Raw genomic sequence first — 24,943 nt, 5'->3', positions numbered from 1 at the left:
GATGCGTAGTCGGGAAATGATCAGGATGATCGAAGACGACGGTTGGTATTTGGTAGCAGTCAAAGGTAGCCACTATCAATACAAACATTCGTGCAAACCGGGGAGGGTCACGATCAAGCACCCTGACGCGGATCTTCCAAAGGGAACAATCAACGCATTTTGAAACAGGCGGGCTTGAAATGAGCCTGGAGAATATCGATCAACGCCCCGATGGGGGCGGATTGGAAGGGCCTATCCCCATGAAATTCCCAGTCGTACTGCACAAGGATGCCGACTCAGATTACGGAGTGATCATCCCCGACGTTGCGGGTTGTTTCTCAGCAGGTGGAACGGTGGCGCAGGCGCTCGAAAACGTTAAAGAAGCGCTGGCGTTGCATTACGAAGGACTGGTCGCTGATGGCGATCCGTTGCCGCAGGTGCGCGAGATCGACGAGCACTTCGAAAACCCGGATTACGCGGGAGGTGTTTGGGCGGTGGTCGAGTTTGATGTGACGCCGTATTTCGGCAAGTCCGTGCGTTTCAATGCAACGTTGCCAGAGCAGTTGCTGGAGCGCATTGATCAGACGGTCAGACGCGATCAACGGTACAACTCAAGATCCGGGTTCCTGGCAGCAGCGGCCCTGCGCGAACTGTCGGCGTAAGGACCAAATCAAGAACTGTATGAAACGTTTCAACATTTAGTCGAACACCCCGTTTTGAATGCGTTGCCTGAGCGTATGCTGGGCAACTCTGACGACCTCGTCGCTCACAACAAGAGAGGGTTCGATGACTTACACCGCGGCTGCTGATCGTTACGACTCCATTCCTTACCGCCGCGTCGGTCGCAGCGGGCTGGTGTTGCCGGCGCTGTCCCTTGGCCTGTGGCACAACTTCGGCGACAGCACGCCGATCGATACCCAGCGATCCTTGCTGCGTACCGCCTTCGACCTGGGCATCAACCACTTTGATCTGGCCAACAATTACGGCCCGCCGTACGGCAGTGCCGAGATCAACTTCGGCCGTTTGCTGCGCGAAGACTTCAAGCCGTACCGCGACGAGCTGATCATCTCCAGCAAGGCCGGTTGGGACATGTGGCCGGGCCCTTACGGTCAGGGCGGTGGCTCGCGTAAATACGTGCTGGCCAGTCTCGACCAGAGCCTGCAACGCCTGGGCGTCGACTATGTGGACATCTTCTATTCCCACCGCTTCGACCCGGACACTCCGCTGGAAGAAACCGCCAGTGCGCTGGCCACCGCCGTGCAGCAGGGCAAGGCGCTGTACATCGGTATCTCGTCGTATTCCGGGGCGAAAACCCGCGAAATGGCTGCGCTGCTGAAGGAGTGGAAAGTGCCGCTGTTGATCCACCAACCGGCCTATAACCTGCTCAACCGTTGGGTGGAAAAGGATCTGCTGGACGCCACCGATGAACTCGGCGCGGGTGTGATTGCTTTCACTCCGCTGGCTCAGGGGTTGTTGTCCGACAAGTACCTTAACGGCGTACCGAAAGATGCACGGGTCAACCGTCCGGGCGGTGACTCGTTGCAAGCCTCACACCTGTCCGATGCCAACATTGCCCTGGTGCGCGCCCTCAACGAAATCGCCAAACGCCGCGGTCAAAGCCTGGCGCAAATGGCTCTGGCCTGGACCCTGCGTGACCCACGAGTGACCTCGGCGCTGATCGGCGCGAGTCGACCAGAGCAGATCATCGAGAACGTCGGGGCGTTGAAGAACTTGAGCTTCAGCGTTGAGGAGCTGGCAGAGATTGACCGGTTTGCCCAGGAGGGCGGGATCAATTTGTGGGAGAAGCCTTCGACGGCGGAGTAAGGCTTTAAAGATCGCAGCCTGCGGGGAAATGCATTCGCGTAGGAGCTGCCGCAGGCTGCGATCTTTCTAAAGGCGTCGCTTAATTACTGATCGCCAGAATGCTCGCCTGGTACGACCCGACAAACACGTCGAAATCGCCGACTTCGTTCTGCTCAAGCTCGGTTTGCTGAGCCAGCGACGAGCGTGCCAGTTCTTCAAAACGCGACTGCTCTTCGGCCGCCAGCGGCTCATTGCGGAAGAACTCGGCGTGCGCCTGGCTCTGGCGCAGGGAGAACTGGGCGAAGCTTTCCTTGTGCTCGGTCATCGCTGCCAGCACTTGCGCAGAAGGGGTCAGGGAAGGGTTCTGGATTTTCGCCAGTTGCGCGTCGAGGGCTTTGCTGTGGGCGTCACCGCCGTGGCTCTGATCGAGCAGCGCGGCCAGCGGGGCGATGTTTTCCAGCAGCTCGAAGGCCCACTCTTTCATGTCCACCGACTGGCCATCGCGTTGCAGTTGCAGGCCCGGACGGCGACCTTCCTTGACCACGCTGAGGAAGTTCGAGGTGGCGTTGCCGCAGGTGGTGGCGGTCAGCAGCGGGCTGTCGTTCAGCGCGCAATACAGCAGGAACGCGTCGAGGAAGCGCGCCTCCGGCAGGTCAATGCCCATCGGCATGAACGGGTTGATGTCTAACAGGCGCACTTCAATGTACTGAATGCCACGGGCCATCAGCGCCTGGATCGGCCGTTCGCCGGTGTAGGTCACGCGTTTCGGGCGAATGTTGGAGTAGTACTCGTTTTCGATCTGCAGGATGTTGGTGTTGAGCTGAACCCACTCACCGTCCTGGTGCGTGCCGATTTCGACGTACGGCGCGTAAGGCGTGGCCACCGCTTTGCGCAGGCTGTCGGTGTAACTGTTCAGGTCGTTGTAGCACGGCGTCAGCCCGGCTTGCGCGTTGCTCTGGTAACCCAGATCGCTCATGCGCAGGCTGGTGGCGTATGGCAGGTACAGGGTTTCGGCGTCAAATTGCTCCAGCTGATGGGAGCGACCGCGCAGGAAACCGGCGTCCAGCGCTGGCGAAGAGCCGAACAGGTACATCAGCAGCCAGCTGTAGCGACGGAAGTTGCGGATCAGCGCGATATAGGCCGCCGACTGATAGTCGCGGTCGGTGCCGACAAAGCCTTCAGCCTCTTTGAGCAGCGGCCAGAGCTTTTCCGGCAGGGAAAAGTTGTAGTGAATCCCGGCGATGCACTGCATGGTCTTGCCGTAGCGCAGGGCCAGGCCCTTGCGGTAGACGTATTTGAGCTGACCGATGTTGGAGGTGCCATAGTAGGCGATCGGGATATCTTCCTCGGCCGGCAGCGGGCACGGCATCGACGGACTCCACAGGTACTCGTCGCCGAGCTTGCTGTAGGCAAAACGGTGAATCTTGTCCAGGCTCGCCAGCGTGTCCGCAGGGTCCGGCAGGGCAGGCGTGATGAACTCCAGCAGCGACTCGGAATAGTCGGTGGTGATCTGTTCGTTGGTCAGCGCGGAACCGAGGCTTTCAGGGTGCGGCGTTTGCGCCAGGCGACCTTCGCCCGTCACGCGCAGGCATTCACGTTCGATGCCGTGAAGACACTGTTCGAGCAGAGAGAGGTTAGCGCGCTCGCCGAGCAGAGCCAGGCGGCGGTTGAGAAGTTCGCTCAAGTTGGATTCCTTCACGCGTCAGTCGCCCCAATATGGGGGTGGGCAGGACGGTCTACAAGGGTGAAGTTAAAACTGGCGTTTTCGCCTCATTATCGAGCTGCAATGACCCACTCGCAAAGGCCAATACTCCATCCCTGAAACTGGCTATCGCGCGCGAAGAAACGTCGGCGCAGCTTTCGCAGCGCCGAAATTAACTCAATTTGATGACAGGGAGCTACAGGACAGCGAACGTGCCTTGTGCTTTTGCGACCAGTTTGTCGCTTTGCATCACATCGGCTTCGACCACCAGCGTACGCCGACCCGGGTGAATCACCCGGGCGGTGCACAGGACTTCGCCTTCGGAAACGGCGCGCACGTAGTTGATCTTGCACTCGATGGTCGCGCTCTGCTGGTCGAAACCATGGGAACTGGAACAGGCCAGCCCCATGGCAATGTCCACCAGGCTGAACAGCGCCCCGCCGTGCAGCTTGCCGCCGCGATTGCGCAGTTGCGGCTCAAGCGCCAGGGCGACTTGCGCCACCCCGACCTCAAGGCTGTGCAAACGGCAACCCAGCAGCTTGAAAAAAGCGCTTTCGGTCAACCCCGCAGGGATTTCCATCAGCGCTTCTTCAACTGCTTGGCGTTGGCGAACAGCGACGCCATGGCGTTGTTGCTCGGCGCCGCTGCCGTGGTTTCCTTGCGCGGTGCGGGGCTCGAAGACTGACGCGGCGCCGAACCTGGACGCGCGCCACGGGCACCGTCGATCTTCTCGCCCGGGGTGTCGCTCATGCGCATCGACAGGCCAACGCGTTTGCGCGGGATGTCGACTTCCATGACCTTGACCTTGACCACGTCACCGGCTTTCACCGCCTCACGCGGATCCTTGATGAATTTCTCCGAAAGCGCGGAGATATGCACCAAACCGTCCTGATGCACGCCGATATCGACAAAAGCGCCGAAGTTGGTCACGTTGGTCACCACGCCTTCGAGGATCATCCCCAGCTGCAAGTCCTTGAGGTCTTCGACGCCTTCCTGGAACTCGGCGGTCTTGAACTCGGGACGCGGGTCGCGGCCCGGCTTTTCCAGTTCTTGCAGGATGTCGGTGACCGTTGGCAGACCGAAGGTTTCGTCGGTGTACTTCTTCGGATCGAGACGCTTGAGGAAAGCGGCGTCGCCGATCAGCGAGCGAATGTCGCGGTCGGTTTCAGCGGCGATGCGTTGCACCAGTGGATAGGCTTCCGGGTGAACAGCGGAGGAGTCGAGCGGGTTGTCACCGTTCATCACGCGCAGGAAGCCGGCGGCCTGTTCGAAGGTTTTTTCGCCGAGGCGGGCGACTTTCTTCAACGCTGCACGGGTTTTGAACGCACCGTTTTCATCGCGGTGGGTCACGATGTTCTGCGCCAGGGTCGCGTTGAGGCCGGAGATGCGGGCCAGCAGCGCGACGGAGGCGGTGTTCACGTCGACGCCAACGGCGTTCACGCAGTCTTCGACCACCGCGTCCAGGCCACGGGCCAGTTTCAGCTGTGACACGTCGTGCTGGTACTGGCCGACACCGATGGATTTCGGATCGATTTTCACCAGTTCGGCCAGCGGATCTTGCAAGCGACGGGCAATCGACACCGCGCCACGGATCGACACGTCGAGGTCCGGGAATTCCTTGGACGCTAGCTCCGAGGCCGAGTACACCGAAGCGCCGGCTTCGGAGACCATGACCTTGGTCATTTTCATCGCCGGGTATTTTTTGATCAGGTCCGCGGCGAGCTTGTCGGTTTCCCGGCTGGCGGTGCCGTTGCCGATGGCGATCAGGTCCACCGAGTGCTTGGCGCACAGGGCCGCGAGCACGGCGATGGTCTGGTCCCACTTGTTGTGCGGCACGTGCGGGTAAACCGTGGCGTGATCCAGCAGCTTGCCGGTGGAATCGACCACCGCCACCTTGCAGCCGGTACGCAGGCCCGGGTCCAGGCCCAGTGTGGCACGCGGGCCGGCGGGGGCTGCCAGCAGCAAGTCGTGCAGGTTGTGGGCGAAGACGTTGATCGCTTCAGTCTCGGCGCCGTCGCGCAGCTCACCGAGCAGGTCGGTTTCCAGGTGGGTGTAGAGCTTGACCTTCCAGGTCCAGCGCACCACTTCACCCAGCCATTTATCGGCCGGGCGGTTCTGGTTGGCGATGCCGAATTGCTGACCGATCATGCCTTCGCACGGGTGCATGGTGCCCGGCAGTTCGTCACCGACTTTCAGCGCGGAGCTGAGGATGCCTTCGTTGCGGCCACGGAAAATCGCCAGGGCGCGGTGCGACGGCATGCTTTTCAGCGGTTCGTCGTGTTCGAAGTAATCGCGGAACTTGGCGCCTTCCTCTTCCTTGCCGGCGATCACGCGGGCACTGAGGGTGGCTTCCTGCTTCAGGTAGTTGCGCAGTTTTTCCAGCAGGTTGGCGTCTTCGGCGAAGCGCTCCATGAGGATGTACTTGGCGCCTTCGAGGGCCGCTTTCACATCCGCCACGCCTTTTTCGGCGTTGACGAAGCGTGCGGCTTCGGTGTCTGGCGTCAGGTTCGGGTCGTTGAACAGGCCGTCTGCCAGTTCGCCGAGGCCGGCTTCCAGGGCGATCTGGCCCTTGGTGCGGCGTTTTTGCTTGTACGGCAGGTACAAGTCTTCGAGGCGGGTCTTGGTGTCGGCGAGTTTGATATCGCGCTCGAGTTGCGGGGTCAGCTTGCCTTGCTCTTCGATGCTGGCAAGGATGCTGATGCGCCGTTCGTCGAGTTCTCGCAGGTAGCGCAGACGCTCTTCCAGATGACGCAATTGCGTGTCATCGAGGCTGCCGGTCACTTCTTTCCGGTAGCGGGCGATGAAGGGCACCGTGGAGCCTTCATCGAGTAGCGCGACGGCCGCTTCGACCTGTTGTGGGCGTACACCGAGTTCCTCGGCGATGCGGCTGTTGATGCTGTCCATAAAACCACCTGACAAATTGTGAAAGCAGGCTCGCGGGCGCAGGGAATAAGGCCCGGCGAGTCTGGTTGAGCGGCCTGGCCAGCGCCGCTACCTGGATCAAAAGGCATCCCATTGACCCGTGGAATCGAACAATTACTGCCGGGTGATGAAAAATAAAAGCCGCCACCGGCAGTAACGATCAGACGTTGCCCGACACAAAAGGCCGCGCATTATAACCGCCGTTCTGCCCGATGGGGGCATCGCGGGCTGTAGGCATAAAGGCCATGTCGCTGGCGGTAGAGGAAAAATCTGCTAACAATGCACACGGTGCGTATAACGGCAGCTACGCCATAATGCGCGCCGAGATCAAAGGAGCATCCAATGAGCAGCACTGCACAAACTGCTGAAGGCGAAAAAATTCTTATCGTTGACGACGATCCGGGGCTCAGCAGCCTGCTGGAACGTTTTTTCGTCAGCAAGGGCTATCGTGCCCGCGCCGTACCGAACACCGAACAGATGGATCGCCTGCTGGCACGTGAAGTGTTCAACCTGGTTGTCCTCGACCTGATGTTGCCCGGCGAAGACGGCCTGACCGCCTGCCGCCGGCTGCGTGGCGCAAACAATCAGATTCCGATCATCATGCTCACCGCCAAGGGCGATGAGCTAAGCCGTATCAAGGGCCTGGAACTGGGCGCCGATGATTACCTGGCCAAGCCGTTCAACCCGGACGAGCTGATGGCGCGTGTCAAAGCGGTCCTGCGTCGCCAGTCGGCTCCCGTGCCGGGCGCACCGGGCAGCGAAGACGAAAGTGTGACCTTCGGTGATTACGAATTGTCGTTGGCGACTCGCGAACTCAAGCGCGGCGACGAAGTACACATGCTCACCACCGGTGAATTCGCGGTGCTCAAGGCGTTGGTGATGAATGCGCGTCAACCGCTGACCCGCGACAAGCTGATGAATCTGGCCCGTGGCCGCGAATGGGATGCCCTGGAGCGCTCCATCGACGTGCAGATCTCCCGCCTGCGCCGGATGATCGAGCCTGATCCGTCGAAACCACGTTACATTCAAACGGTCTGGGGCGTGGGGTACGTGTTCGTTCCGGACGGCACCGCGACCAAGTGATCGATGATTTGTAGGAGCGGGTCAGCCGGGTAACGTGTCGCCCGGTTGATTCGCGATCCGCAATTCTGCGAGCCTCGCTCGTTCCTGCAAAGTGTGTAGCGGTTGTCTATGAAAACCCCCGTGTGGTTCCCCCAAAGTTTCTTCTCTCGCACGCTCTGGCTGGTGCTGATCGTCGTGCTGTTTTCCAAGGCGCTGACCCTGGTTTATCTGTTGATGAACGAGGACGTGCTGGTGGACCGCCAATACAGTCACGGTGTTGCGCTGACCTTGCGTGCCTACTGGGCGGCGGACGAAGAAAACCGGGCGAAGATTGCCGATCGTGTGCCCCTGATTCGGGTAGTGGGTGCGGGTGTGCCCGAAGGCGAACAACATTGGCCTTACAGCGAGATCTACCAGCGGCAGATGCAAACGGAATTGGGCGCCGACACTGAAGTTCGATTACGCATGCATGCACCGCCGGCGCTCTGGGTCCGGGCGCCCAGCCTGGGCGATGGCTGGCTGAAAGTACCGCTGTACCCGCATCCGCTGCGCGGCCAGAAAATCTGGAACGTTCTCGGCTGGTTTCTCGCGATCGGCTTGTTATCCACCGCCTCGGCGTGGATTTTCGTCAGCCAGCTCAACCAGCCGCTCAAACGCCTGGTCGATGCCGCCCGGCAACTGGGTCAGGGGCGCAGCGTGCGCCTGCCGATCAGCGACACGCCGAGTGAAATGACCGAGGTCTATCGAGCGTTCAACCAGATGGCGGAAGACGTTGAACAGGCCGGCCGCGAGCGTGAATTGATGCTCGCCGGGGTTTCACACGACCTGCGCACGCCGCTGACCCGCTTGCGTCTGTCGCTGGAGCTGATGGGCAACCACAGCGAACTGAGCGACGACATGGTGCGTGACATCGAAGACATGGACGCGATTCTCGACCAGTTCCTGGCGTTCATTCGCGATGGTCGGGACGAGTCGGTCGAAGAGGTCGACCTGAGTGATCTGGTGCGCGAGGTGGCGGCGCCTTACAACCAGAACGAAGAGCGGGTGCGCTTGCGTCTGGAGCCGATTCAGCCGTTTCCGTTGCGCCGTGTCTCGATGAAACGCCTCTTGAACAACCTGATCGGCAACGCCTTGCATCATGCTGGCAGCGGCGTTGAAGTGGCGGCGTATGTCTCGGGAGATGTCAGCGCGCCGTACGTGGTGCTGAGCGTCATGGACCGTGGCGCCGGGATCGATCCGTCAGAGCTGGAAGCAATCTTCAACCCTTTCACCCGTGGCGACCGTGCGCGGGGCGGCAAGGGCACAGGGTTGGGGCTCGCTATCGTCAAGCGGATTGCTTCGATGCATGGCGGCAACGTTGAACTGCGTAACCGTTCCGGTGGTGGGTTGGAAGCGCGAGTGCGGTTGCCGCTTGGGTTGATGTTGCCTAGAGATGCGGTTTAATAGCAGCGGCAAGTTCCGATCGTTCCCACGCGGAGCGTGGGAACGATCGTCTGTTAACCCTTGCCCTTGGTTCGCGTCATATTCGGCCCGCCGTTCTTCTCGATGTGCTCAATGATGATCCCTGCCACGTCCTTGCTGGTGGTGGTTTCGATCCCTTCCAGGCCCGGCGACGAGTTCACTTCCATCACCAGCGGCCCGTGGTTGGAACGCAGGATATCCACGCCCGCCACGCTCAGGCCCATGACCTTGGCCGCACGCAACGCGGTCATGCGCTCTTCCGGGGTGATCTTGATCAGGCTGGCGCTGCCGCCACGGTGCAGGTTGGAGCGGAACTCGCCGGGCTTGGCCTGACGCTTCATTGCGGCAATCACCTTGTCGCCGACCACAAAGCAGCGAATGTCCGCGCCGCCGGCTTCCTTGATGTACTCCTGAACCATGATGTTCTGCTTGAGGCCCATGAACGCCTCGATCACCGACTCTGCTGCCGTCGCCGTTTCACACATCACCACGCCGATGCCCTGGGTGCCTTCCAGCACTTTGATCACCAGCGGTGCGCCGTTGACCATATCGATCAGGTCGGGAATGTCGTCCGGTGAGTGCGCAAAACCGGTGACCGGCAAACCAATACCGCGACGTGAAAGCAATTGCAGCGAGCGCAATTTGTCCCGCGAGCGGGCGATGGCCACCGACTCGTTGAGCGGGAACACGCCCATCATTTCGAACTGGCGCAACACCGCGCAGCCATAAAAAGTTACCGAAGCGCCGATCCGCGGAATCACGGCATCAAAGCCTTCCAGCGGCTTGCCGCGGTAGTGGATTTGCGGCTTATGACTGGCGATGTTCATATAGGCGCGCAGGGTGTCGATCACCACCATCTCATGCCCGCGTTCGGTGCCGGCCTCAACCAAACGACGAGTGGAATACAGACGCGGGTTCCGCGACAGCACAGCGATCTTCATGCAACACCTGTGGAAGAGGTAATGGACACCGGGAACACCGGCTTGTCTTGAACGTATTTAATGCCTGGATTGACCACCAACTGGCCGTCGATCAGGGCTTTGGAACCGAGCAACAGGCGATAACGCATGGACTTGCGGCAGGCGAGGGTGAACTCCACTCGCCAAACCCGATCGCCGAGCGCCAGGGTGGTACTGATCACGTAACGCACCTGTGCCTGGCCGTTGGAGCTTTTAATGGTTTTCATCGTCACCAGCGGCGCTTCGCAGCGGCGGTGACGCAACTGCACCACCGTGCCCAGGTGCGCGTTGAAACGCACCCACGTTTCCCCGTCGCGCTCAAACGGCTCGATTTCGGTGGCATGCAGGCTGGAGGTGCTGGCGCCGGTGTCGATCTTCGCCCGCAGGCCCGCGACTCCCAAATCAGGGAGCGCCACCCATTCACGCAGACCCACAACGGTCAAATGGTCAAATGTCTTCAAATGTGCTCAACCGGTGAGGAACCGTTCGCACCGCAAAACGGCCGAATTCGCGGTATTCACGCAGAATAATAGGTAAAAGGCGACAGATATCTACGGCCCGGATTTCTGGCTCCCGAGCGAGGCTCAGTAGCGTCGCGCATTGTATGCTGAACCGGTGAAATTCATGGCACGACAGAAACGGTAGTACAGTTCAGAAATATTTCAGAATGAGGAAAACCCATGGCACAAAAAAACGAAGAGGACGACAAAGTCCGTCTCGATAAATGGTTGTGGGCGGCGCGTTTTTACAAAACCCGTGCGCTGGCCAAGGCCGCGATCGAAAGTGGCAAGGTGCATTGCCGGGGTGAGCGCTGCAAGCCGGGCAAAGAACCGAGAGTTGGTGACGAGTTTCAGATTCGCGCCGGTTTCGATGAGCGCACCGTAGTGGTCCAGGCGCTCTCGATTGTCCGTCGTGGCGCCCCCGAGGCCCAGACGTTGTACGTTGAGACCGAAGCCAGCATCGCCAAGCGCGAAAACGCCGCAGCCCAGCGCAAGGCCGGCGCCCTGGGCGTCAGCACCGACGGCAAACCGAGCAAGAAACAGCGCCGGGACCTGTTCAAGTTTCATGGCAGCAGCAACGAATAAGGATTGGCCGCTAACGGGGCTAAACTACACCGCGTCAATATGCCGCGATTCTGCCTTGCTTGGAACAAACCCGGATTGTTCATAAAATGCCTGCCATGGCCAACATTAATGCACCGGAACGGTGCGCAAGGTGCGGCTTTCAGCCCTTGTCATCCTTTAGTCTTCACTTCAGATACCCAGACCTATGACTGATCTACCGGATACCGACTTCACCCAACGCTTCATCTTCGATGACAGCGACACCCGTGGCGAGCTGGTGGCGTTGGAGCGTAGCTATGCCGAAGTCCTCGCCAAACACCCCTATCCGGAGCCGGTCGCGCAACTGCTTGGCGAACTGATGGCGGCGGCGGCGCTGCTGGTCGGCACCTTGAAGTTCGATGGCTTGCTGATCCTGCAGGCGCGTTCCGAAGGCCCGGTGTCGCTGTTGATGATCGAGTGCTCCAGCGAGCGTGAAATCCGTGGTCTGGCCCGTTACGACGCAGACCTGATCGCCGCTGACGCGACTCTGGCCGACATGATGCCCGACGGCGTGCTGGCGCTCACCGTCGACCCGACCCAGGGCCAGCGTTACCAAGGCATCGTCGACCTCGACGGCGCGACCCTGGCAGACTGCTTCACCAACTATTTCGTCATGTCGCAGCAAGTCGGCACGCGCTTCTGGCTGCACGCCGACGGTCGTCGCGCCCGTGGTCTGCTGCTGCAACAACTGCCGGCCGACCGCCTGAAAGACGAAGAAGAACGCGCCGCCAGCTGGCAGCACATCACCGCGCTGGGCAGCACCCTGACCGCCGATGAACTGCTGAGCCTGGACAACGAAACCATCTTGCATCGTCTCTACCACGAAGAGCAGGTGCGCCTGTTTGATGTGCAGAAACTACGCTTCCATTGCAGTTGCTCGCGTGAGCGTTCTGCAAACGCGCTGTCCAGCCTGGGTCAGGAAGATGCTCAGGCACTGGTCGTCGAGCACGGTGGTCACATCGAAATCGACTGCCAGTTCTGCAACCAGCGCTACCTGTTCGATGCGGCCGATATCACCCAATTGTTCGCTGGAGCGGGTGTTGATACGCCGTCAGATACCCGTCACTGAAACGCTTCAGCGCAGGTAAATTCACTGGTAAACGCCGGAATAGCGCCGTCCTGACGGGAGGGCCCTACTATTTTTGGGCTTTTCTGGCATAATCCGGCCCACTTTTTTAGCGGTAGTAGTGCGCGACTTTCTACTACAAAACGTTTGGAGCACTCGGCCACTGGCCGACGGGGAACCTCATGACGCAAGCCAATAATGCTGTGTACACCGATCTGAGTGTTGATGATCTGGTTAAAGAAGCCCTGAGTCGCGGTGAGGGCGAGCTTGCCGATACCGGCGCTCTGGTGGTTCGCACCGGTCACCGTACTGGTCGTTCGCCAGTCGACCGTTTCATCGTTGAAGAGCCAAGCACTCAGGCCGCTATCGCCTGGGGCCCGATCAACCGCAAGTTCCCGGCCGACAAGTTCGATGCCCTGTGGGACCGCGTTGAGGCGTTCAACAATGCGCAAGAGCATTTCGTTTCCCACGTGCACGTAGGTTCGGCTGAAGAGCACTACCTGGCCGTGAAAATGACCACCCAGACTGCCTGGCAGAACCTGTTCGGTCGTTGCCTGTTCATCAACCCGGCCCAGTACAACCCGGCTGGTCGTGAAGAGTGGCAAGTTCTGAACGTCGCCAACTTCGAGTGCGTGCCAGAGCGTGACGGCACCAACTCCGACGGCTGCGTGATCATCAACTTCGCGCAGAAGAAAGTGCTGCTCGCCGGCATGCGCTACGCCGGTGAAATGAAGAAAGCCATGTTCTCGGTGCAGAACTTCCTGCTGCCGGCTGCCGACGTGCTGCCAATGCACTGCGCCGCCAACATCGGCGAAGCGGGCGATGTGACCCTGTTCTTCGGTCTGTCCGGCACCGGCAAGACCACCCTGTCCGCCGACGAAAGCCGTTACCTGATCGGTGACGACGAACACGGCTGGGGCGAGGGCGTGGTGTTCAACATCGAAGGCGGTTGCTATGCCAAGTGCATCGACCTGTCCGAGAAGAACGAGCCAGTCATCTGGAAAGCCATCAAGCACGGCGCCGTCCTGGAAAACGTTGTGATCGACGACGCCAAACACGCCGACTACACCGATGTCAGCCTGACCCAGAACAGCCGCGCCGCCTACCCGCTGGAGCACGTTGCCAAGCGTTCCGAGAAGAACCTCGGTGGCGAGCCAAACGCAGTGATCTTCCTGACCTGCGACCTGACCGGCGTGCTGCCGCCAGTGTCGATCCTCAATGAAGAACAAGCGGCCTACCACTTCCTGTCCGGCTACACCGCACTGGTGGGCTCGACTGAAATGGGTTCGGGCAGCGGCATCAAGTCGACCTTCTCCACCTGCTTCGGCGCACCGTTCTTCCCGCGTCCGGCTGGCGAATACGCAGAGCTGCTGATCAAGCGCATCCGCGGCTTCGGCTCCAAGGTCTACCTGGTCAACACCGGCTGGACCGGCGGCGGCTACGGCGTCGGCAAACGCTTCAACATCCCGACCACCCGCGCGGTGATCGCAGCGATCCAGAGCGGCGCGTTGATCGGTGCAGCCACCGAACACCTCGACACCATCAACCTCGACGTGCCACTGGCCGTACCGGGCGTTGAGACTGGCCTGTTGAACCCACGTAACACCTGGGCTGACAAGGCTGCTTACGATGAGGCTGCTAAGGCGTTGGCCGGTCTGTTTGTTGAGAACTTCAAGAAGTTTGAAGTGAGCGACGCGATCAAGGCTGCTGGGCCGAAGTTGTAAGAGTTGGTTTGATGTAATGAAAAAAGCCGCCCCTAGGGGCGGCTTTTTTATGTGTGCCCTTAAGCAATAATGATCACTGCTGAAAATAGTTTAATGATCGGTACTGAGAAGGTTTTATACTCTCGAAGCGAAGGTCCAAAGTTGATCACAATGGTTATGATGGCTATAAGTGTCGGTAACCACCCTAGTGCTCGGTACCAAAGTAGGGTCTTGATTAGATAACGCTCGTTCGCCTCCAAGGCTGTCTTAGCCTCCGTTATATCGGTGTTTAGATCGTCGGGGTAAGAGCTGGCTTTGCCTTGGAATGCTGTAAATGTTATTTTTCTAGAAGCGATTAATCTTGAGAGCTGCTTGTTTTGATTTGAAATGGCTGCAGTTGTTATAAATGAAAGTATAAGCAGGCCAGCAAAAATTAAAAGAGCTTCAGGTAGCGACTTTAAATTAAGTAGTCCGATTATGGCGGCAAATGATATTGGTATGCTTAGAACTCTTGTTGTTGTTTCGCTAGTAATTTTTGAAAGTTGTTCGGCTATAGATATTTGAGCGGATGCTACTTCTTTTTTTGCCTTGTGGAATGAAAATCCACTCAAGTAGGTGCTGAGATTATTGTTGTATAGCTTTAAAAAGACATCCCACTCGGTTATCAGCTTTTCAAAACGGTCCTCAGGTTTTGTAAGGTCGCAAAATTCAACTATTGAACTTTTAAATGTGTAAATTTTCGACTGGTGATGTATGTCGGACGACTCATCTTCTTGAGCTAGACTTGTTGCTAACGAAATGTTTATCGATCTAAGACCTTGGCTGGAAATTCGAGTTTTGATGGCTGTTGTTTTGCTGCTCGTATCTCCCTCGTATTGCGTGAATATTAAATTGAAGCAATTGGAGTCGTTCTTTTCATCGTGATAGTCAGCGATTACAGACAGAGATTTTATCAGGGTGCATATGGTCGTGATCTGTTGAATTTCAGTTGTAATCGGATCTGTGTCAGCATGATCTAGCGCCAGAATGTAATAGTGTTCTGGAAGATAACCTTTGCCCGTCGAACTGGTTAGTTCAGTAAGGTCGCTATAAAATTTACAGTTAGAGTTTGATGCCAGTATCCAAGTAAATTTTGCCACATCCCAATGAGCAGGAAGTTCTTCGCTAGGAAGTATTTCGGTATTATCGAGAGTCAGTTCTTCAAAGCGTCCAAATTCATGATCTTCATTTCTTAATGAATTTAGATACTCGCATGAAGTACTCGTGATCTCTCCCTTGAACCTCACACCTTCAATGAGTGGTTTTCCTGCTGCTCTGTACAGAGCTACGACTTCACCGAAGGACTGTGAACTAGTCATTTTCCGGCTACCGCTTTCTCAGATTTTTTTTGAGATAGCTCAGTTTCTAATAACTCCAATAAAGCCTTAGGTATATTGCTGAATGTAAGTTTTTTATTTGTTCTGTCAAAGAAGACCGCGGCGCTTGGGTCGTCTCCAAAGGAGAGCTTTTCAAATTTTATTTGTAAACTGTCATCTTTATAACTGACGTGTGTGAATTTCTGTACGGTGGCGTGATTAATGGGGAACTCGACTGGTATAGAGTGCTCGTCTCCATTTAGATACTCAAGGAAGTTTTCTGCAATTTTATCGGCTTGGCCTTGTTCTGTAGATGGGATGTATTTTCTTGCTAGTTGCTCTACCTCGGAAAGGCGAATTGAGTCTCCCGGCTTTTTGTTATTGAGATACTCTATGAGGTCTTGGCGAAATTTACTTTTAGATGCGGCTAGCTCTGGTGTTTTTTCAAAAAAAACGGAGCTTTCTTTTATTAGGGTTTTGGTGGCGAGAGCAGATGCAGTACCTTTTGAGCAGCCTAAAGCTGTAACAAAGTATCCGGCTGCAGATTGAGTACTGCTTGGGCTTACAAAGCTTAAGTAATTTATTTCTTGTTTGTCTGCTGGTGTGGCGGTCTTGTATGTTTTGTATTTGTTTAGGTTGATTCGGGCCGCTTGATTAAGTTTTGTTAGGTCGAGCTCAAGCAATTCTTCGGGCTCGAGATTGGCGCTAAGCCTAAAGCCTTCTCTTCCTTTAATCATGGCTATCATGAAGAAACGATTGCTAGAAATTTCATAATCCGAAAATAGGAGGTAGCCTCCTGATGCGGGAGTGATATCTTTTGCTGTTTCGTAAAGGTTTTCCATGACGGCACGGCTTATAGTCATGAAGTTTAATTCTGTAGGAGACAGTATAGAGGCATATTTGTCAAAGCTGTCCGGGAAGCCGCCGCGATCCTTACCACTGCTAAAAACGCCATAATGAGCGCTATTTTGCTTTCTGCCATATACATTGGTAACTTCGCCAGCTATTTTGCTGACCGTGATGTTTGTCGGATCTAACGGTGCTGCTCTGATAATCGACGGCTGAATCGATTTGTGCTGGACTTTTACAAGCTCATGTATTACGGCGAATTTTATTTTTAGATCGCTCATATGTAATCCAGATTATTTATGCCTAAAGCGGCTACACCCATTTCTGAGTTAAGTCTGATTTTCTTAGGGGGAATTAGGAGCGTTGCGTTGATGGATTCAATGCAGTCGTGGAAGATCTGGTTGTTTCTGGCTGTACACGACATTAGTTTTTCTCTTCTTCCTTGGGCCCTGTCGTCATCCTCTTGCGCCTTGAGACTAAACCGAAGTGCCTTCATTTGGCTATCACTCCGTGGCGATATCTTGAGATCTTCGGTATGGGGCTAATCTAGGTACACGGATCTTGGGTGAAAATTAATTTGGGAGCACCGGAAGCAATCCTTAATAAACGTAGGCTATTTCCGGACGGTGACCAGCAAAATGTAAGAAATATCCGGAGATTTAAACGTCACCCCTTCAAATGCAAAACAAACGCCCCACCACTCGCCCCTTCTCCAACCGCTCCTTGAAAAACACATATCCCAAAATCACCGCAATCCCGCCGGACAACGTGCTGATCGCAGTCACCACAGAAACCGAACTCTCCGCCGCACCCCAGGCGAACGACGAGAATCCGTCGAGGTTCATCAGGCTGACGTCCGTGAGGGTCATACAGTTTTGCAGTGGTGGGATTTTCAGACCGTCTTTGATCATGAGGTGCATCAACACCAGTATGCGGAAGCCGACGAGGTAAGCGAGCCAGAGCATGGTGATCAGGTCGAGAACTGGCAGGATGGTTTGGCCGTGCAGCCAGAAGCTGGTGCCGTAGAACCCAGCGGCGAGGAGGGCATAGGGGATGGGCCGGCTGGCGAATTACTCTTCCAGCGTCTGCACTATGCGCACGCCGCCTCATTCATTATTTTTGGGCCCAAGCTTCTTTTTCCTGATCAGCAATGCGGACAACGAGTGGGTGTTGATCGGAAAGGGAAGGGATTCGCCCGCGTTGAGGTTCGATTTCTCAGTGACTCCTGCTTCCTGCAAGCAGCTCGGTATCCGAGTATTAGTTTTGATCACGCTATGTTCACGTCCGAGCTTTTTAGCCCTAGGACCCGCTGCACGACTCAATCGAGCGTCCTGCAGATGACGCCCCACTTCATCCGCGGCGCCAATCGTGTTCAAGTCTTGCTCCAAACCCAATACGTGCATCACTGACAGATAGGCACCAATCGTCACCCCCGCTCCACCAGACTCCAGAGAGCGCAATGTCATGACTGACATGCCGGCACGCTCAGCCACTTGTTTAGCGGTCAGCTTTCTACGCAAACGAGCCAGTTTGAGGCGTTCGCCGAGGCCGGTAAGTAGCCGTGCAATGGACGGGAGCAGTGAGGCCGTTTTTCTAGCCATGAAGCTAATATTCCTTCACTTCTGCGGTGCTAGCGCCAGAATAATTGCAGTTGTGCGGACGCTTTCAGGTGTGGCATCTGCGCTATTGGTTTTCCAGTTCCTGCGTATCCCAGCGTTGCGCCTTGATGGCTTGGTAGAGCATGCCAATGGTCAACGGGACTTTTTCGCCACGACCCTTGGCCCTGCGCTTGAGGAACACGTCAAAGCCTTCGGGCTGGAAGTAGCGATAGGCGTCGTAGTCGACGAAGTCGATGGTGAACTGTTCTTCCAGGGCTTCCATCAGATGCCGGGCGTCTGAGCCATCGCAGTCGAGGTCGAAATTGATCGAGGTGTTGAGGCTGATGGTTTTGCGTTCGGGCAGGTCGAGTTCTTCGTGCAGCAGTTGCATGAGTAACTGCATGGCGTTGTCGTCGGGGAAGTTGGGGGCGAGGTTCATTGCGGGGCATCCGGTTGGGCTTAGGCGGATCTTATTGGCCGTCAGGCTTGGGGGGAAGGGCGGAATCAGAAGTTGGAGGCTCGTCTTGTCGGTACTTTGTGAGCACTTCTTCTCGTGTAGGAAGTGGTTTGTTGAGGTCCGCCGGTGAGGTGGCGAATCCGGCGAGGCGTAGGCTGGCCAAGTAGTTTGAGCGGCGAACCTTTTCGTAGTGCGCTTGTTTTTGTTTGAAGGTTAATTGGCTCATGACGGCAGTCTCGGGCTGCTGTTTCTTTCATTTATGTCTGAAAACACACGGTGCGCTCACCGCTGGCAAGCCAGGCTCCTACAGGAACGTGGCGTGCCTGCGCGTGCGGTGTGTCAGGTAGGCGCTTTCCAGTTCAGCATGCGTTGCTGGGCGATCTGGAGTAAGTCGCGGCCGTCCTGAGTCAGCAGGTAGAGGGCGTGGGTGATGTGGGGAATGTCTTTTACATCGCCGTGTTTGAAGCATTGGCAGTGCAAGGTTTCGAGCAGGTCGCTGGAGGCGTGGATGCGTTGCAGGGCTGCTTCGAGGATGTCCTGCGGGTTGGCCTCTGTGTCGATGATCAGAACCGGGGAATCGGTGAGGTTGGATTGGAGTGGGCGGTAGCGATCAGTTGTGAACGGATTATTCATAATGTGTAATCTCGAATGCATCAGAAGGAAGCGCCGCCATCGTGACCAAGCGATGGGAGACGGACTGTGTTCGGGTTGGTCAACCGGTGAGATCACACGCTTACCCGGCACGCCCGAAGACGTCCCAAACACAGCCGCCATAAAGCGTACTGACACAAAAGCGCCAGCAGCATACAACGAGTGAATGCGTAGATCTAACTCGGGTGACCAAGCCCGAGCCGCTGATTTGGCAGCGACGGTCACGACTATAGATGTGCTGCGCAGGCTGGCGATAGCCGACAAGGAGCACGAGGTTGTAGGACGGGGACGAAGATTGGTAAGGCCGTGTCTATCGGTCTGTCCGCCGACGTAGGACATCTCGTTTTTTGATCGTTCCCACGCTGAGCGTGGGAACGAGCAGTTGGCTACGTTTTCACCTCGTCATCCGCTGCCGAGCCACCTCAAGCAACTCGCTACCATCCTGAGTCAGCAGATAAAGCGCATTGACGATATTCGGAATGTCTTTCACATCCGCTTGTTTGAAGCACAGGCAATACAGGGTTTCGAGCAGGTCGCTGGAGGCGCGGATTCGTTGTCGGGCAGCGTCCAGGATTGCGTGGGGATGGGCCTCGGTGTCGATGACCAGAACCGGGGTTTCGCTGTAGCTGGTTTTGAGTGGGCGATAGCGGTTGTTTGATGGATCGGGCGGGTTCATTGAGGGATCCTTTAGGAAGTCGCTCCGGCTAGCCGACACACGGTGTTCAGCCGCGCCGCAAACTATAGAACCCCACCCCAAAACCTCGCAAGACAGCCCAAATGGACAGGTTGTGTAGGGGGTTTACTTGTTCGCAAGGCTTAGGACTACGTGCTACCCGAAGTTTTTTCAGCGATTCCCCTAGAGGTCAATTTTCCTACGCGATTGTCAGGCGAAACGCGGCAAATCTCTGTATGGTGCGCGCCAGAATCCGTGGGACGTTTCTAGACGTCTGTTTAAACACTTTAAAGGGAATTAGGTATGCGACTGCTTCGTATGGCTTCGATTTTCTCGCTGTGGGCCGCGTTTGGCTCGGCGCAGGCTGAACAACTGCCGATTGAGGTGTTGAGTGCGGTGGTCAAGGATCAGAAGATCGCCGACGCTGAAGTGCTGTTGCAACGCAACGGCGCGCAGAACGTTGTGGGGCGTACCAATGCTCAGGGCCAGGTCAGCCTGACCGCCGATTTTGCCGATGACGCCAGCAACCTGCTGATCATCAAGAAGCCGGGTTATTCCAACCTGGTGGTCAAGTGCCCGTGCAAGGGCATGACCTATGCCGTCAGCCCGGTGATGACCAACCTCGACGGCCTGCGTGTGGTGCTGACCTGGGGCGCAACCCCGCGGGACCTCGACTCACACATGATCTTCCCCGGCAACAACATCTACTTCGGCAGCAAGCAGGGCACCGACGCTCATCTGGATGTCGATGACACCACCAGCTATGGCCCGGAAACCATCACCCTGGAGAAAAAGCACTACGGCGAGAGCTACGTCTACGCCGTGCATGACTTCAGTAACAGCGGCAATCCGAACTCGCGTGCACTCTCCGACAGCCAGGCCAAAGTGTTCGTGTACATGGGGCAGTCGCTGGTGCGCACTTATTACGTGCCGCAAAACCGCAGTGGCAACCTGTGGACCGTATTCCGCATGACCGGCAGCGGCGACTTCCAGGACATCAACAGCTTCACGGGCTCGCAGGTCGATGCCAGGAACGTGTTGAACGAAGTCTCGCCTTTGCTCGATGACAGCGTGGCCGTCACTGCCGTGGCGGTCAGTGCTTCGGCACTGTCGGATGCGAAAAACCTGAACCAGAAAGGTGAAGTGGCCTACCACGCTGGCGACCTGCCACAGGCGATCGACTTCTATCGTCAGGCTATCGACTTGAACAACGGCTTCGGTCAGGCCTACAGCAACCTGGGTCTGGCGTATCAGAAGGCCGGCAACACCGCCGAGTCGATCTGGGCCAACCGCAAGGCTATCGCACTGGCCAGCGGCAATTCGGCTGCCACTGTTCGCGCCAGTTCCTACTACAACATCGCCCGTATCTATGAAGCGGCGAATCAGTTCCCCGACGCATTGCGTCATTACCAGTTGGCCAAGCAGCAAAAAGCCAACCCGGTGTATGACAAGGCGATCGAACGCGTGCAAAACCGCTGATCGGTTTGCGTTGAGTTGACCCCACAACGCGCCGCTATCGGCGCGTTGTGCATTTAAGGAGCTGGGTATGCGGTTGCGGGCTTTTACTTTTTTACTGCTCGGTTGCCTGTGGGCAAACACCGCACATGCGGTGGGTGCGGCGGTGTTCGCGACCATTGACCGCGGCGGCTGGCCGGGTTCGCTGGCCACTGAGGCGGGTTTCGATACGGCCTCGCGCGCCGAGATGCTGATGTTCGGCAAGGCGTTGCTGGCCAGCGAAGCACTGGACGAAAACGCCCTCAAGCAGCGTTTGGGTGTCAAGCAAGTCGAGTTCAAATCCGTGGAGCAAGTGCGCCAGCGTTTCTGGGGCCGGCTATTGAGCAACTACCGCAGCGCCAGCCAGAACTGCGAGGCCGAGCTGTTTTGTCCACCGGTGCGTGGCCTCGACGATTTGCGTCAGCAGGCGGCCGGATTCACCGGCGAGGTCAGCCCGGCCTATGTTGCATGGGCTGCGGGCAGTCGGGTGTTTCACGAGCAGTATTTGAACGAGCAACTGCGCCTGGCTGCATTGTTCCCGACGATCAGCAGCGAGATCGAGCGCTTCGACAGCGCCGAACTGACGGGCGATGAGCTGGCCGACCGGCAGTTTCTGCTGACGTTCGACGATGGCCCGAGCGGCATCGACAAGCAAACCGATACCGTGGCCAAAGTGTTGCGGGCGAACGATTTGCACGGCGTATTCTTTGTGCTTGGCGAGCCCTTTCAGGCACGCTTGCGTAAGTCTTCGCCAGACAAAATGCGCGAGTTGTACCAAGGCCAGTGCGTCGCCCTGCATGGCTGGGAGCACAAATCCCACAGCGCCTGGAGCGAGTGGCAGTCGTCGATCAACCGCTCGGTGACGCTGGTGCGCGGTACGGTTCCGGATGACTATCAGTCGTTGTTTCGCCCGCCGTATGGCCAGCGTCGCAGCGATAGCGCCGGGTTCTTCAAGGCTCAGGGGCTGAAAGTGATGCTTTGGGGCATCGACTCCCAGGACTGGAGCAAACAGATCAACGCAGACGCCGCGACCCAGCGTGTGCAGACCCTGATGCTGCTGTGGCGCCGCGGGATCATCCTGTTCCATGACATTCACGACAAGGCACCGAAAGCGGTCCCCGCGTTGATTGCGGCGAATCAGCGCAACGGCGTGCAGTGGGTCGACTGTCGGGCCCAGATGTAGGCCCGACGCTTTCGTTTACGATCGTTCTACGCCCTGCGCGGGAACGATCAGTGCGCCCGCAACATTCCCCTCCCTGTATCATTCCGTATTCCTTTTGCGCCCGACCTTTTCTCGACTCGCTGCATTCGCCGACTAGGCTTTCGGCATGGCAGCAGTCAACGGAGTGACAGCTTATGCACAACACCCTCGAACAGGTCTTTGGTTATCCACAGTTCCGGCCCGGCCAGGAGGCGGCGGTCAGTGCGGTGTTGGCCGGGCGCTCGGCGGCGGCGATTTTCCCGACCGGGTCTGGCAAGTCCTTGTGCTATCAGTTGCCGGCCTTGTTGCTGCCGCACCTGACGCTGGTGGTGTCGCCGTTGCTGGCGCTGATGCAGGACCAATTGGCGTTCTTGCAGCGCCACGGGATTGCGGCCGCAAGTATCGATTCGGCCCAGAGCCGTGACGACGCCAATGCGGTGATGGCGCGAGCCAGGTCTGGCGAGTTGAAGATCCTGATGATTTCCGTGGAACGCTTGAAGAACGAGCGCTTTCGCAACTTTTTGCAGCAAGTGCCGATCTCGTTGCTGGTGGTGGACGAGGCGCACTGTATTTCCGAATGGGGCCACAACTTTCGCCCGGACTACCTGAAGCTGCCGGACTACCAGCGCCAGTTCAACATCCCGCAAACCTTGCTGCTGACGGCCACTGCCACGCCCAAGGTGATCGCCGATATGCAGGCGAAATTCGCCATCGCGGCGGACGATGTGGTGACCACCGGTTTCTACCGGCCCAACCTGAATTTGCTGGTTGAACCGGTGCGTGGCCAGGACAAGCGTCGGCGTCTGGTGGAGTGGATGGGCCAGCGTGCCGGGCAGCCGAGCATCGTCTACGTGACCTTGCAGAAAACCGCCGAGCAGATTGCCCAGCACCTGAGCCAAAACGGTCTTCAGGCCGAGGCCTATCACGCCGGTTTGCCCCATGAACAGCGGGAAGCCATTCAACGTCGGTTCATGGGCGGGCAGTCCAATTGCATCGTCGCCACCATCGCGTTCGGCATGGGCATCGACAAAAGCGACATCCGCAACGTGGTGCATTTCGACCTGCCGAAATCCATCGAAAACTACAGTCAGGAAATCGGCCGCGCCGGGCGTGACGGGCAGCCTTCCGACTGCCTGGTGCTGGCCAACCGCGACAGCCTCAATGTGTTGGAAAACTTCGTGTATGGCGACACGCCGGAGCTGGACGGCATCCGCTGTGTGCTCGACGAACTGCAAGCGGCCGCACCGGATGGGCAATGGGAGTTTTTGCTGGGACCGTTGGCCGACCAGAGCAATATCCGCCAACTGCCGCTCAAGACCTTGCTGGTGCAACTTGAACTCAAAGGTTTGATCGCACCGCGTTACGCCTACTTTGCCGAGTACCGTTTCAAGTTCCTGCTGGAGCCTGAAGCCTTGCTGGCACGCTTTGAAGGCGAGCGTCGGGACTTTGTCGCGGCGATCATCCAGACCTCCAGCCTTGCACGAACCTGGGCCACGGTGAATTTCGAGGCGCTGTATCAACAGCATCAGGCCGAGCGCAACCGGGTGGTCAAAGCGCTGGATTACTTCCAGGAGAAGGGCTGGGTCGAGCTTGAAAGCAAGCAGATGACTGAGGTCTACAGCTTGTTGATGACGGACTTCGATGCCCAGGCGTTGAGCACCCAATTGCATGGTTACTTCACACACCATGAACGCACCGAAATCGCGCGCATCCACGCGATGCTCGATCTGTTCGCCACCGAGCATTGCCTGGGTTATCGATTGGCGCAGTACTTCGGCGACGAAAATGCGCCGCAGCAGTGCGGGCATTGTTCGGTGTGTCATGGGCAGGTTGCCCGTCTGCCGGATCCGCCTGAACTGCCAGCGCTTGTGGATAAAAATTTCGAGGCGCTGTGCGGCGACTTTATCCACAGGCATGAGGCGTACAACGGCCATGTACCCGGTGCGGAACGGCTGACCCGGTTCTTGTGCGGGATCAGTGTGCCGCTGTTTACCAAGCTCAAGGCGCGAACGATTCCGGGGTTTGCGGCGCTGGAGGATTATCCGTATGCCGAGGTGCGCGAGTGGGCCGGACGGCGTTCCGATGCTCGCGAAGAACGCTAATGCGGTTTTCGCCTTAGGCGGGCTGTTCAATTCCAGGGAAACGAAAAATCGCAGCCCGAGGGCTGCGATTTTTTGTGGAATCTCTTTCGTGACGCCAGGGATCAGTCGCGATCACGATAGTAGCGGTGATGCTTGCGATGGCCGTAAGCGTGGCCACGACCGCGGTGGTCATCATCGTAGTAGCGACGATCATGATCGCGATAGCCACGGCGACCACCTTCGTCGTTGCTCTGGTTGCCCATGTAGTTACCCAGTGCACCACCAGCACCACCGCCGGCTGCTGCGCCGATCAGGCTGCCCGACGTGCCGCCCATGCTGCGGCCGACCACGTTACCGCCGGCTGCGCCGAGCGCACCACCGATGGCGGCTTCGCCACGGCTGTGTTTGTTGGCACCTACCGCACTACCACCGGCGCCGCCCAGGGCCGCACCAATGGTCGAACCGGTGTTGCCGCCCAGCGATTGACCAACCACCGAGCCAAGTACCCCGCCCAATGCGCCGCCCACACCCGCTTCGGCGGTGCCACCGGCAGATGCGGCGCCACTGATCAGGCCAAGGGACAACAGGAGAATCGAGGAGAACTTCATTTAGCGGAGCCTCAAAGGGATGACGGCGCGATCCTGAGGCTGTGTCGCGATGGTTACAATAGAAATCCGACGAGTAACACGACTTGTGCACAATTCGCTAAGTTATTGTTTTATAGACGGAACTTAATGGATTTTCGATGGTCTTTAGCTACTTCGGACAGGCCGCTTTTATGCAAAAGCGGCCTTTTTTGTGGGCGTTTGGAAAGTGTTCTAACA

The 24,943-nt window shown here is 57.5% G+C and carries 22 protein-coding genes and 3 pseudogenes; 11 read left to right on the top strand and 14 right to left on the bottom strand.

Annotation, left to right across the window (positions count from 1 at the left end; genetic code table 11):
* The first annotated feature begins 1 nt into the window (after nt 1).
* The 3 genes and pseudogenes from FPT12_RS20740 (at nt 2) to mgrA (ending at nt 1,803) form a co-directional block, all read left to right on the top strand.
* Nucleotides 2-183 (top strand): annotated as a pseudogene (locus FPT12_RS20740) (type II toxin-antitoxin system HicA family toxin).
* A 56-nt stretch (nt 184-239) separates the two neighbouring features.
* The gene (locus FPT12_RS20735) at nt 240-641 is read left to right on the top strand and encodes a type II toxin-antitoxin system HicB family antitoxin (protein WP_145019516.1); all 402 of its coding nucleotides are present in this window, start codon (nt 240-242) and stop codon (nt 639-641) included.
* Between the two features lie 124 nt (nt 642-765).
* Nucleotides 766-1,803 (top strand): L-glyceraldehyde 3-phosphate reductase, encoded by a 1,038-nt coding sequence (gene mgrA, locus FPT12_RS20730; protein ID WP_145019379.1) that lies wholly within the window; start codon nt 766-768, stop codon nt 1,801-1,803.
* 79 nt (nt 1,804-1,882) lie between these two features.
* Here the strand turns inward: mgrA and gshA are convergent, their stop codons facing one another.
* The 3 genes from gshA to FPT12_RS20715 all read right to left on the bottom strand — a co-directional run bounded on the left by gshA (nt 1,883) and on the right by FPT12_RS20715 (nt 6,388).
* The gene (gene gshA / locus FPT12_RS20725; RefSeq protein ID WP_145019376.1) at nt 1,883-3,466 is read right to left on the bottom strand and encodes a glutamate--cysteine ligase; all 1,584 of its coding nucleotides are present in this window, start codon (nt 3,464-3,466) and stop codon (nt 1,883-1,885) included.
* 214 nt (nt 3,467-3,680) lie between these two features.
* Nucleotides 3,681-4,064, bottom strand: coding sequence for a PaaI family thioesterase (locus FPT12_RS20720; protein WP_145019373.1), 384 nt, complete (start codon nt 4,062-4,064; stop codon nt 3,681-3,683).
* Nucleotides 4,064-6,388, bottom strand: a complete 2,325-nt coding sequence (locus tag FPT12_RS20715) for a Tex family protein (RefSeq protein WP_145019371.1) — start codon at nt 6,386-6,388, stop codon at nt 4,064-4,066. The genes FPT12_RS20720 and FPT12_RS20715 overlap by 1 nt, the downstream gene beginning before the upstream one ends.
* Nucleotides 6,389-6,748: 360 nt before the next feature.
* On the opposite strand from FPT12_RS20715, the gene ompR reads away from it, so the two are divergent.
* Together ompR and FPT12_RS20705 are read left to right on the top strand one after the other, a co-directional pair.
* Nucleotides 6,749-7,489: a two-component system response regulator OmpR gene (gene ompR, locus FPT12_RS20710; RefSeq protein WP_054595095.1), complete on the top strand. Its 741-nt coding sequence runs from the start codon at nt 6,749-6,751 to the stop codon at nt 7,487-7,489.
* 108 nt (nt 7,490-7,597) lie between these two features.
* Nucleotides 7,598-8,911, top strand: coding sequence for an ATP-binding protein (locus tag FPT12_RS20705; protein WP_145019368.1), 1,314 nt, complete (start codon nt 7,598-7,600; stop codon nt 8,909-8,911).
* Nucleotides 8,912-8,964: 53 nt separating this feature from the next.
* On the opposite strand, the gene rimK is transcribed toward FPT12_RS20705, so the two are convergent.
* Together rimK and FPT12_RS20695 are read right to left on the bottom strand one after the other, a co-directional pair.
* Entirely contained in the window at nt 8,965-9,870 is a 906-nt protein-coding gene (gene rimK, locus FPT12_RS20700) for a 30S ribosomal protein S6--L-glutamate ligase (protein ID WP_145019365.1), read from the bottom strand.
* Nucleotides 9,867-10,349 (bottom strand): ATP-dependent zinc protease, encoded by a 483-nt coding sequence (locus FPT12_RS20695; protein ID WP_145019362.1) that lies wholly within the window; start codon nt 10,347-10,349, stop codon nt 9,867-9,869. The genes rimK and FPT12_RS20695 overlap by 4 nt, the downstream gene beginning before the upstream one ends.
* A gap of 219 nt (nt 10,350-10,568) precedes the next feature.
* Between FPT12_RS20695 and FPT12_RS20690 the strand changes: the two genes are divergently transcribed.
* The 3 genes from FPT12_RS20690 to FPT12_RS20675 all read left to right on the top strand — a co-directional run bounded on the left by FPT12_RS20690 (nt 10,569) and on the right by FPT12_RS20675 (nt 13,781).
* Entirely contained in the window at nt 10,569-10,973 is a 405-nt protein-coding gene (locus tag FPT12_RS20690; protein ID WP_145019359.1) for an RNA-binding S4 domain-containing protein, read from the top strand.
* 184 nt (nt 10,974-11,157) lie between these two features.
* Entirely contained in the window at nt 11,158-12,060 is a 903-nt protein-coding gene (gene hslO / locus FPT12_RS20685; RefSeq protein WP_054595100.1) for an Hsp33 family molecular chaperone HslO, read from the top strand.
* A 179-nt stretch (nt 12,061-12,239) separates the two neighbouring features.
* A complete protein-coding gene (locus tag FPT12_RS20675) occupies nt 12,240-13,781 on the top strand; it encodes a phosphoenolpyruvate carboxykinase (RefSeq protein WP_145019353.1) in 1,542 nt (513 codons plus the stop codon).
* A gap of 59 nt (nt 13,782-13,840) precedes the next feature.
* On the opposite strand, the gene FPT12_RS20670 is transcribed toward FPT12_RS20675, so the two are convergent.
* The 8 genes and pseudogenes from FPT12_RS20670 to FPT12_RS20635 form a co-directional block, all read right to left on the bottom strand.
* Nucleotides 13,841-15,118, bottom strand: coding sequence for a hypothetical protein (locus tag FPT12_RS20670; protein ID WP_145019350.1), 1,278 nt, complete (start codon nt 15,116-15,118; stop codon nt 13,841-13,843).
* Nucleotides 15,115-16,245 carry a nucleoid-associated protein gene (locus FPT12_RS20665; protein ID WP_145019347.1) on the bottom strand — a complete coding sequence of 377 codons (1,131 nt, stop codon included), beginning with the start codon at nt 16,243-16,245 and terminating at the stop codon, nt 15,115-15,117. The genes FPT12_RS20670 and FPT12_RS20665 overlap by 4 nt, the downstream gene beginning before the upstream one ends.
* Before the next feature lie 393 nt (nt 16,246-16,638).
* A pseudogene (locus tag FPT12_RS20660) lies at nt 16,639-17,031 on the bottom strand (EamA family transporter); the annotation flags it as partial.
* A gap of 39 nt (nt 17,032-17,070) precedes the next feature.
* Nucleotides 17,071-17,565, bottom strand: a complete 495-nt coding sequence (locus tag FPT12_RS20655; RefSeq protein ID WP_145019341.1) for a helix-turn-helix domain-containing protein — start codon at nt 17,563-17,565, stop codon at nt 17,071-17,073.
* Nucleotides 17,566-17,647: 82 nt separating this feature from the next.
* The gene (locus tag FPT12_RS20650) at nt 17,648-18,001 is read right to left on the bottom strand and encodes a DUF1493 family protein (protein WP_145019338.1); all 354 of its coding nucleotides are present in this window, start codon (nt 17,999-18,001) and stop codon (nt 17,648-17,650) included.
* 88 nt (nt 18,002-18,089) lie between these two features.
* A pseudogene (locus tag FPT12_RS20645) lies at nt 18,090-18,245 on the bottom strand (YhfG family protein); the annotation flags it as partial.
* A gap of 113 nt (nt 18,246-18,358) precedes the next feature.
* Complete coding sequence (locus tag FPT12_RS20640; protein WP_145019332.1) at nt 18,359-18,652, bottom strand: hypothetical protein; 294 nt, start codon at nt 18,650-18,652, stop codon at nt 18,359-18,361.
* 412 nt (nt 18,653-19,064) lie between these two features.
* The gene (locus tag FPT12_RS20635) at nt 19,065-19,346 is read right to left on the bottom strand and encodes a hypothetical protein (RefSeq protein ID WP_145019329.1); all 282 of its coding nucleotides are present in this window, start codon (nt 19,344-19,346) and stop codon (nt 19,065-19,067) included.
* 300 nt (nt 19,347-19,646) lie between these two features.
* Between FPT12_RS20635 and FPT12_RS20630 the strand changes: the two genes are divergently transcribed.
* The 3 genes from FPT12_RS20630 (at nt 19,647) to FPT12_RS20620 (ending at nt 24,140) form a co-directional block, all read left to right on the top strand.
* Complete coding sequence (locus FPT12_RS20630) at nt 19,647-20,822, top strand: tetratricopeptide repeat protein (RefSeq protein ID WP_145019326.1); 1,176 nt, start codon at nt 19,647-19,649, stop codon at nt 20,820-20,822.
* A 67-nt stretch (nt 20,823-20,889) separates the two neighbouring features.
* On the top strand, nt 20,890-22,020 hold the full coding sequence (locus FPT12_RS20625) for a polysaccharide deacetylase family protein (protein ID WP_145019323.1): 1,131 nt from the start codon (nt 20,890-20,892) through the stop codon (nt 22,018-22,020).
* Between the two features lie 173 nt (nt 22,021-22,193).
* Nucleotides 22,194-24,140, top strand: a complete 1,947-nt coding sequence (locus FPT12_RS20620) for an ATP-dependent DNA helicase RecQ (RefSeq protein ID WP_145019320.1) — start codon at nt 22,194-22,196, stop codon at nt 24,138-24,140.
* A gap of 101 nt (nt 24,141-24,241) precedes the next feature.
* Here FPT12_RS20620 and FPT12_RS20615 read toward each other — a convergent pair whose 3' ends face one another.
* A complete protein-coding gene (locus FPT12_RS20615) occupies nt 24,242-24,727 on the bottom strand; it encodes a glycine zipper domain-containing protein (RefSeq protein WP_145019317.1) in 486 nt (161 codons plus the stop codon).
* Between the last annotated feature and the right edge of the window lie 216 nt (nt 24,728-24,943).

The organism is Pseudomonas sp. H3(2019) (assembly GCF_007713465.1).
Classification (GTDB): domain Bacteria; phylum Pseudomonadota; class Gammaproteobacteria; order Pseudomonadales; family Pseudomonadaceae; genus Aquipseudomonas.
This window is presented reverse-complemented; position numbering and strand designations above follow the sequence as displayed.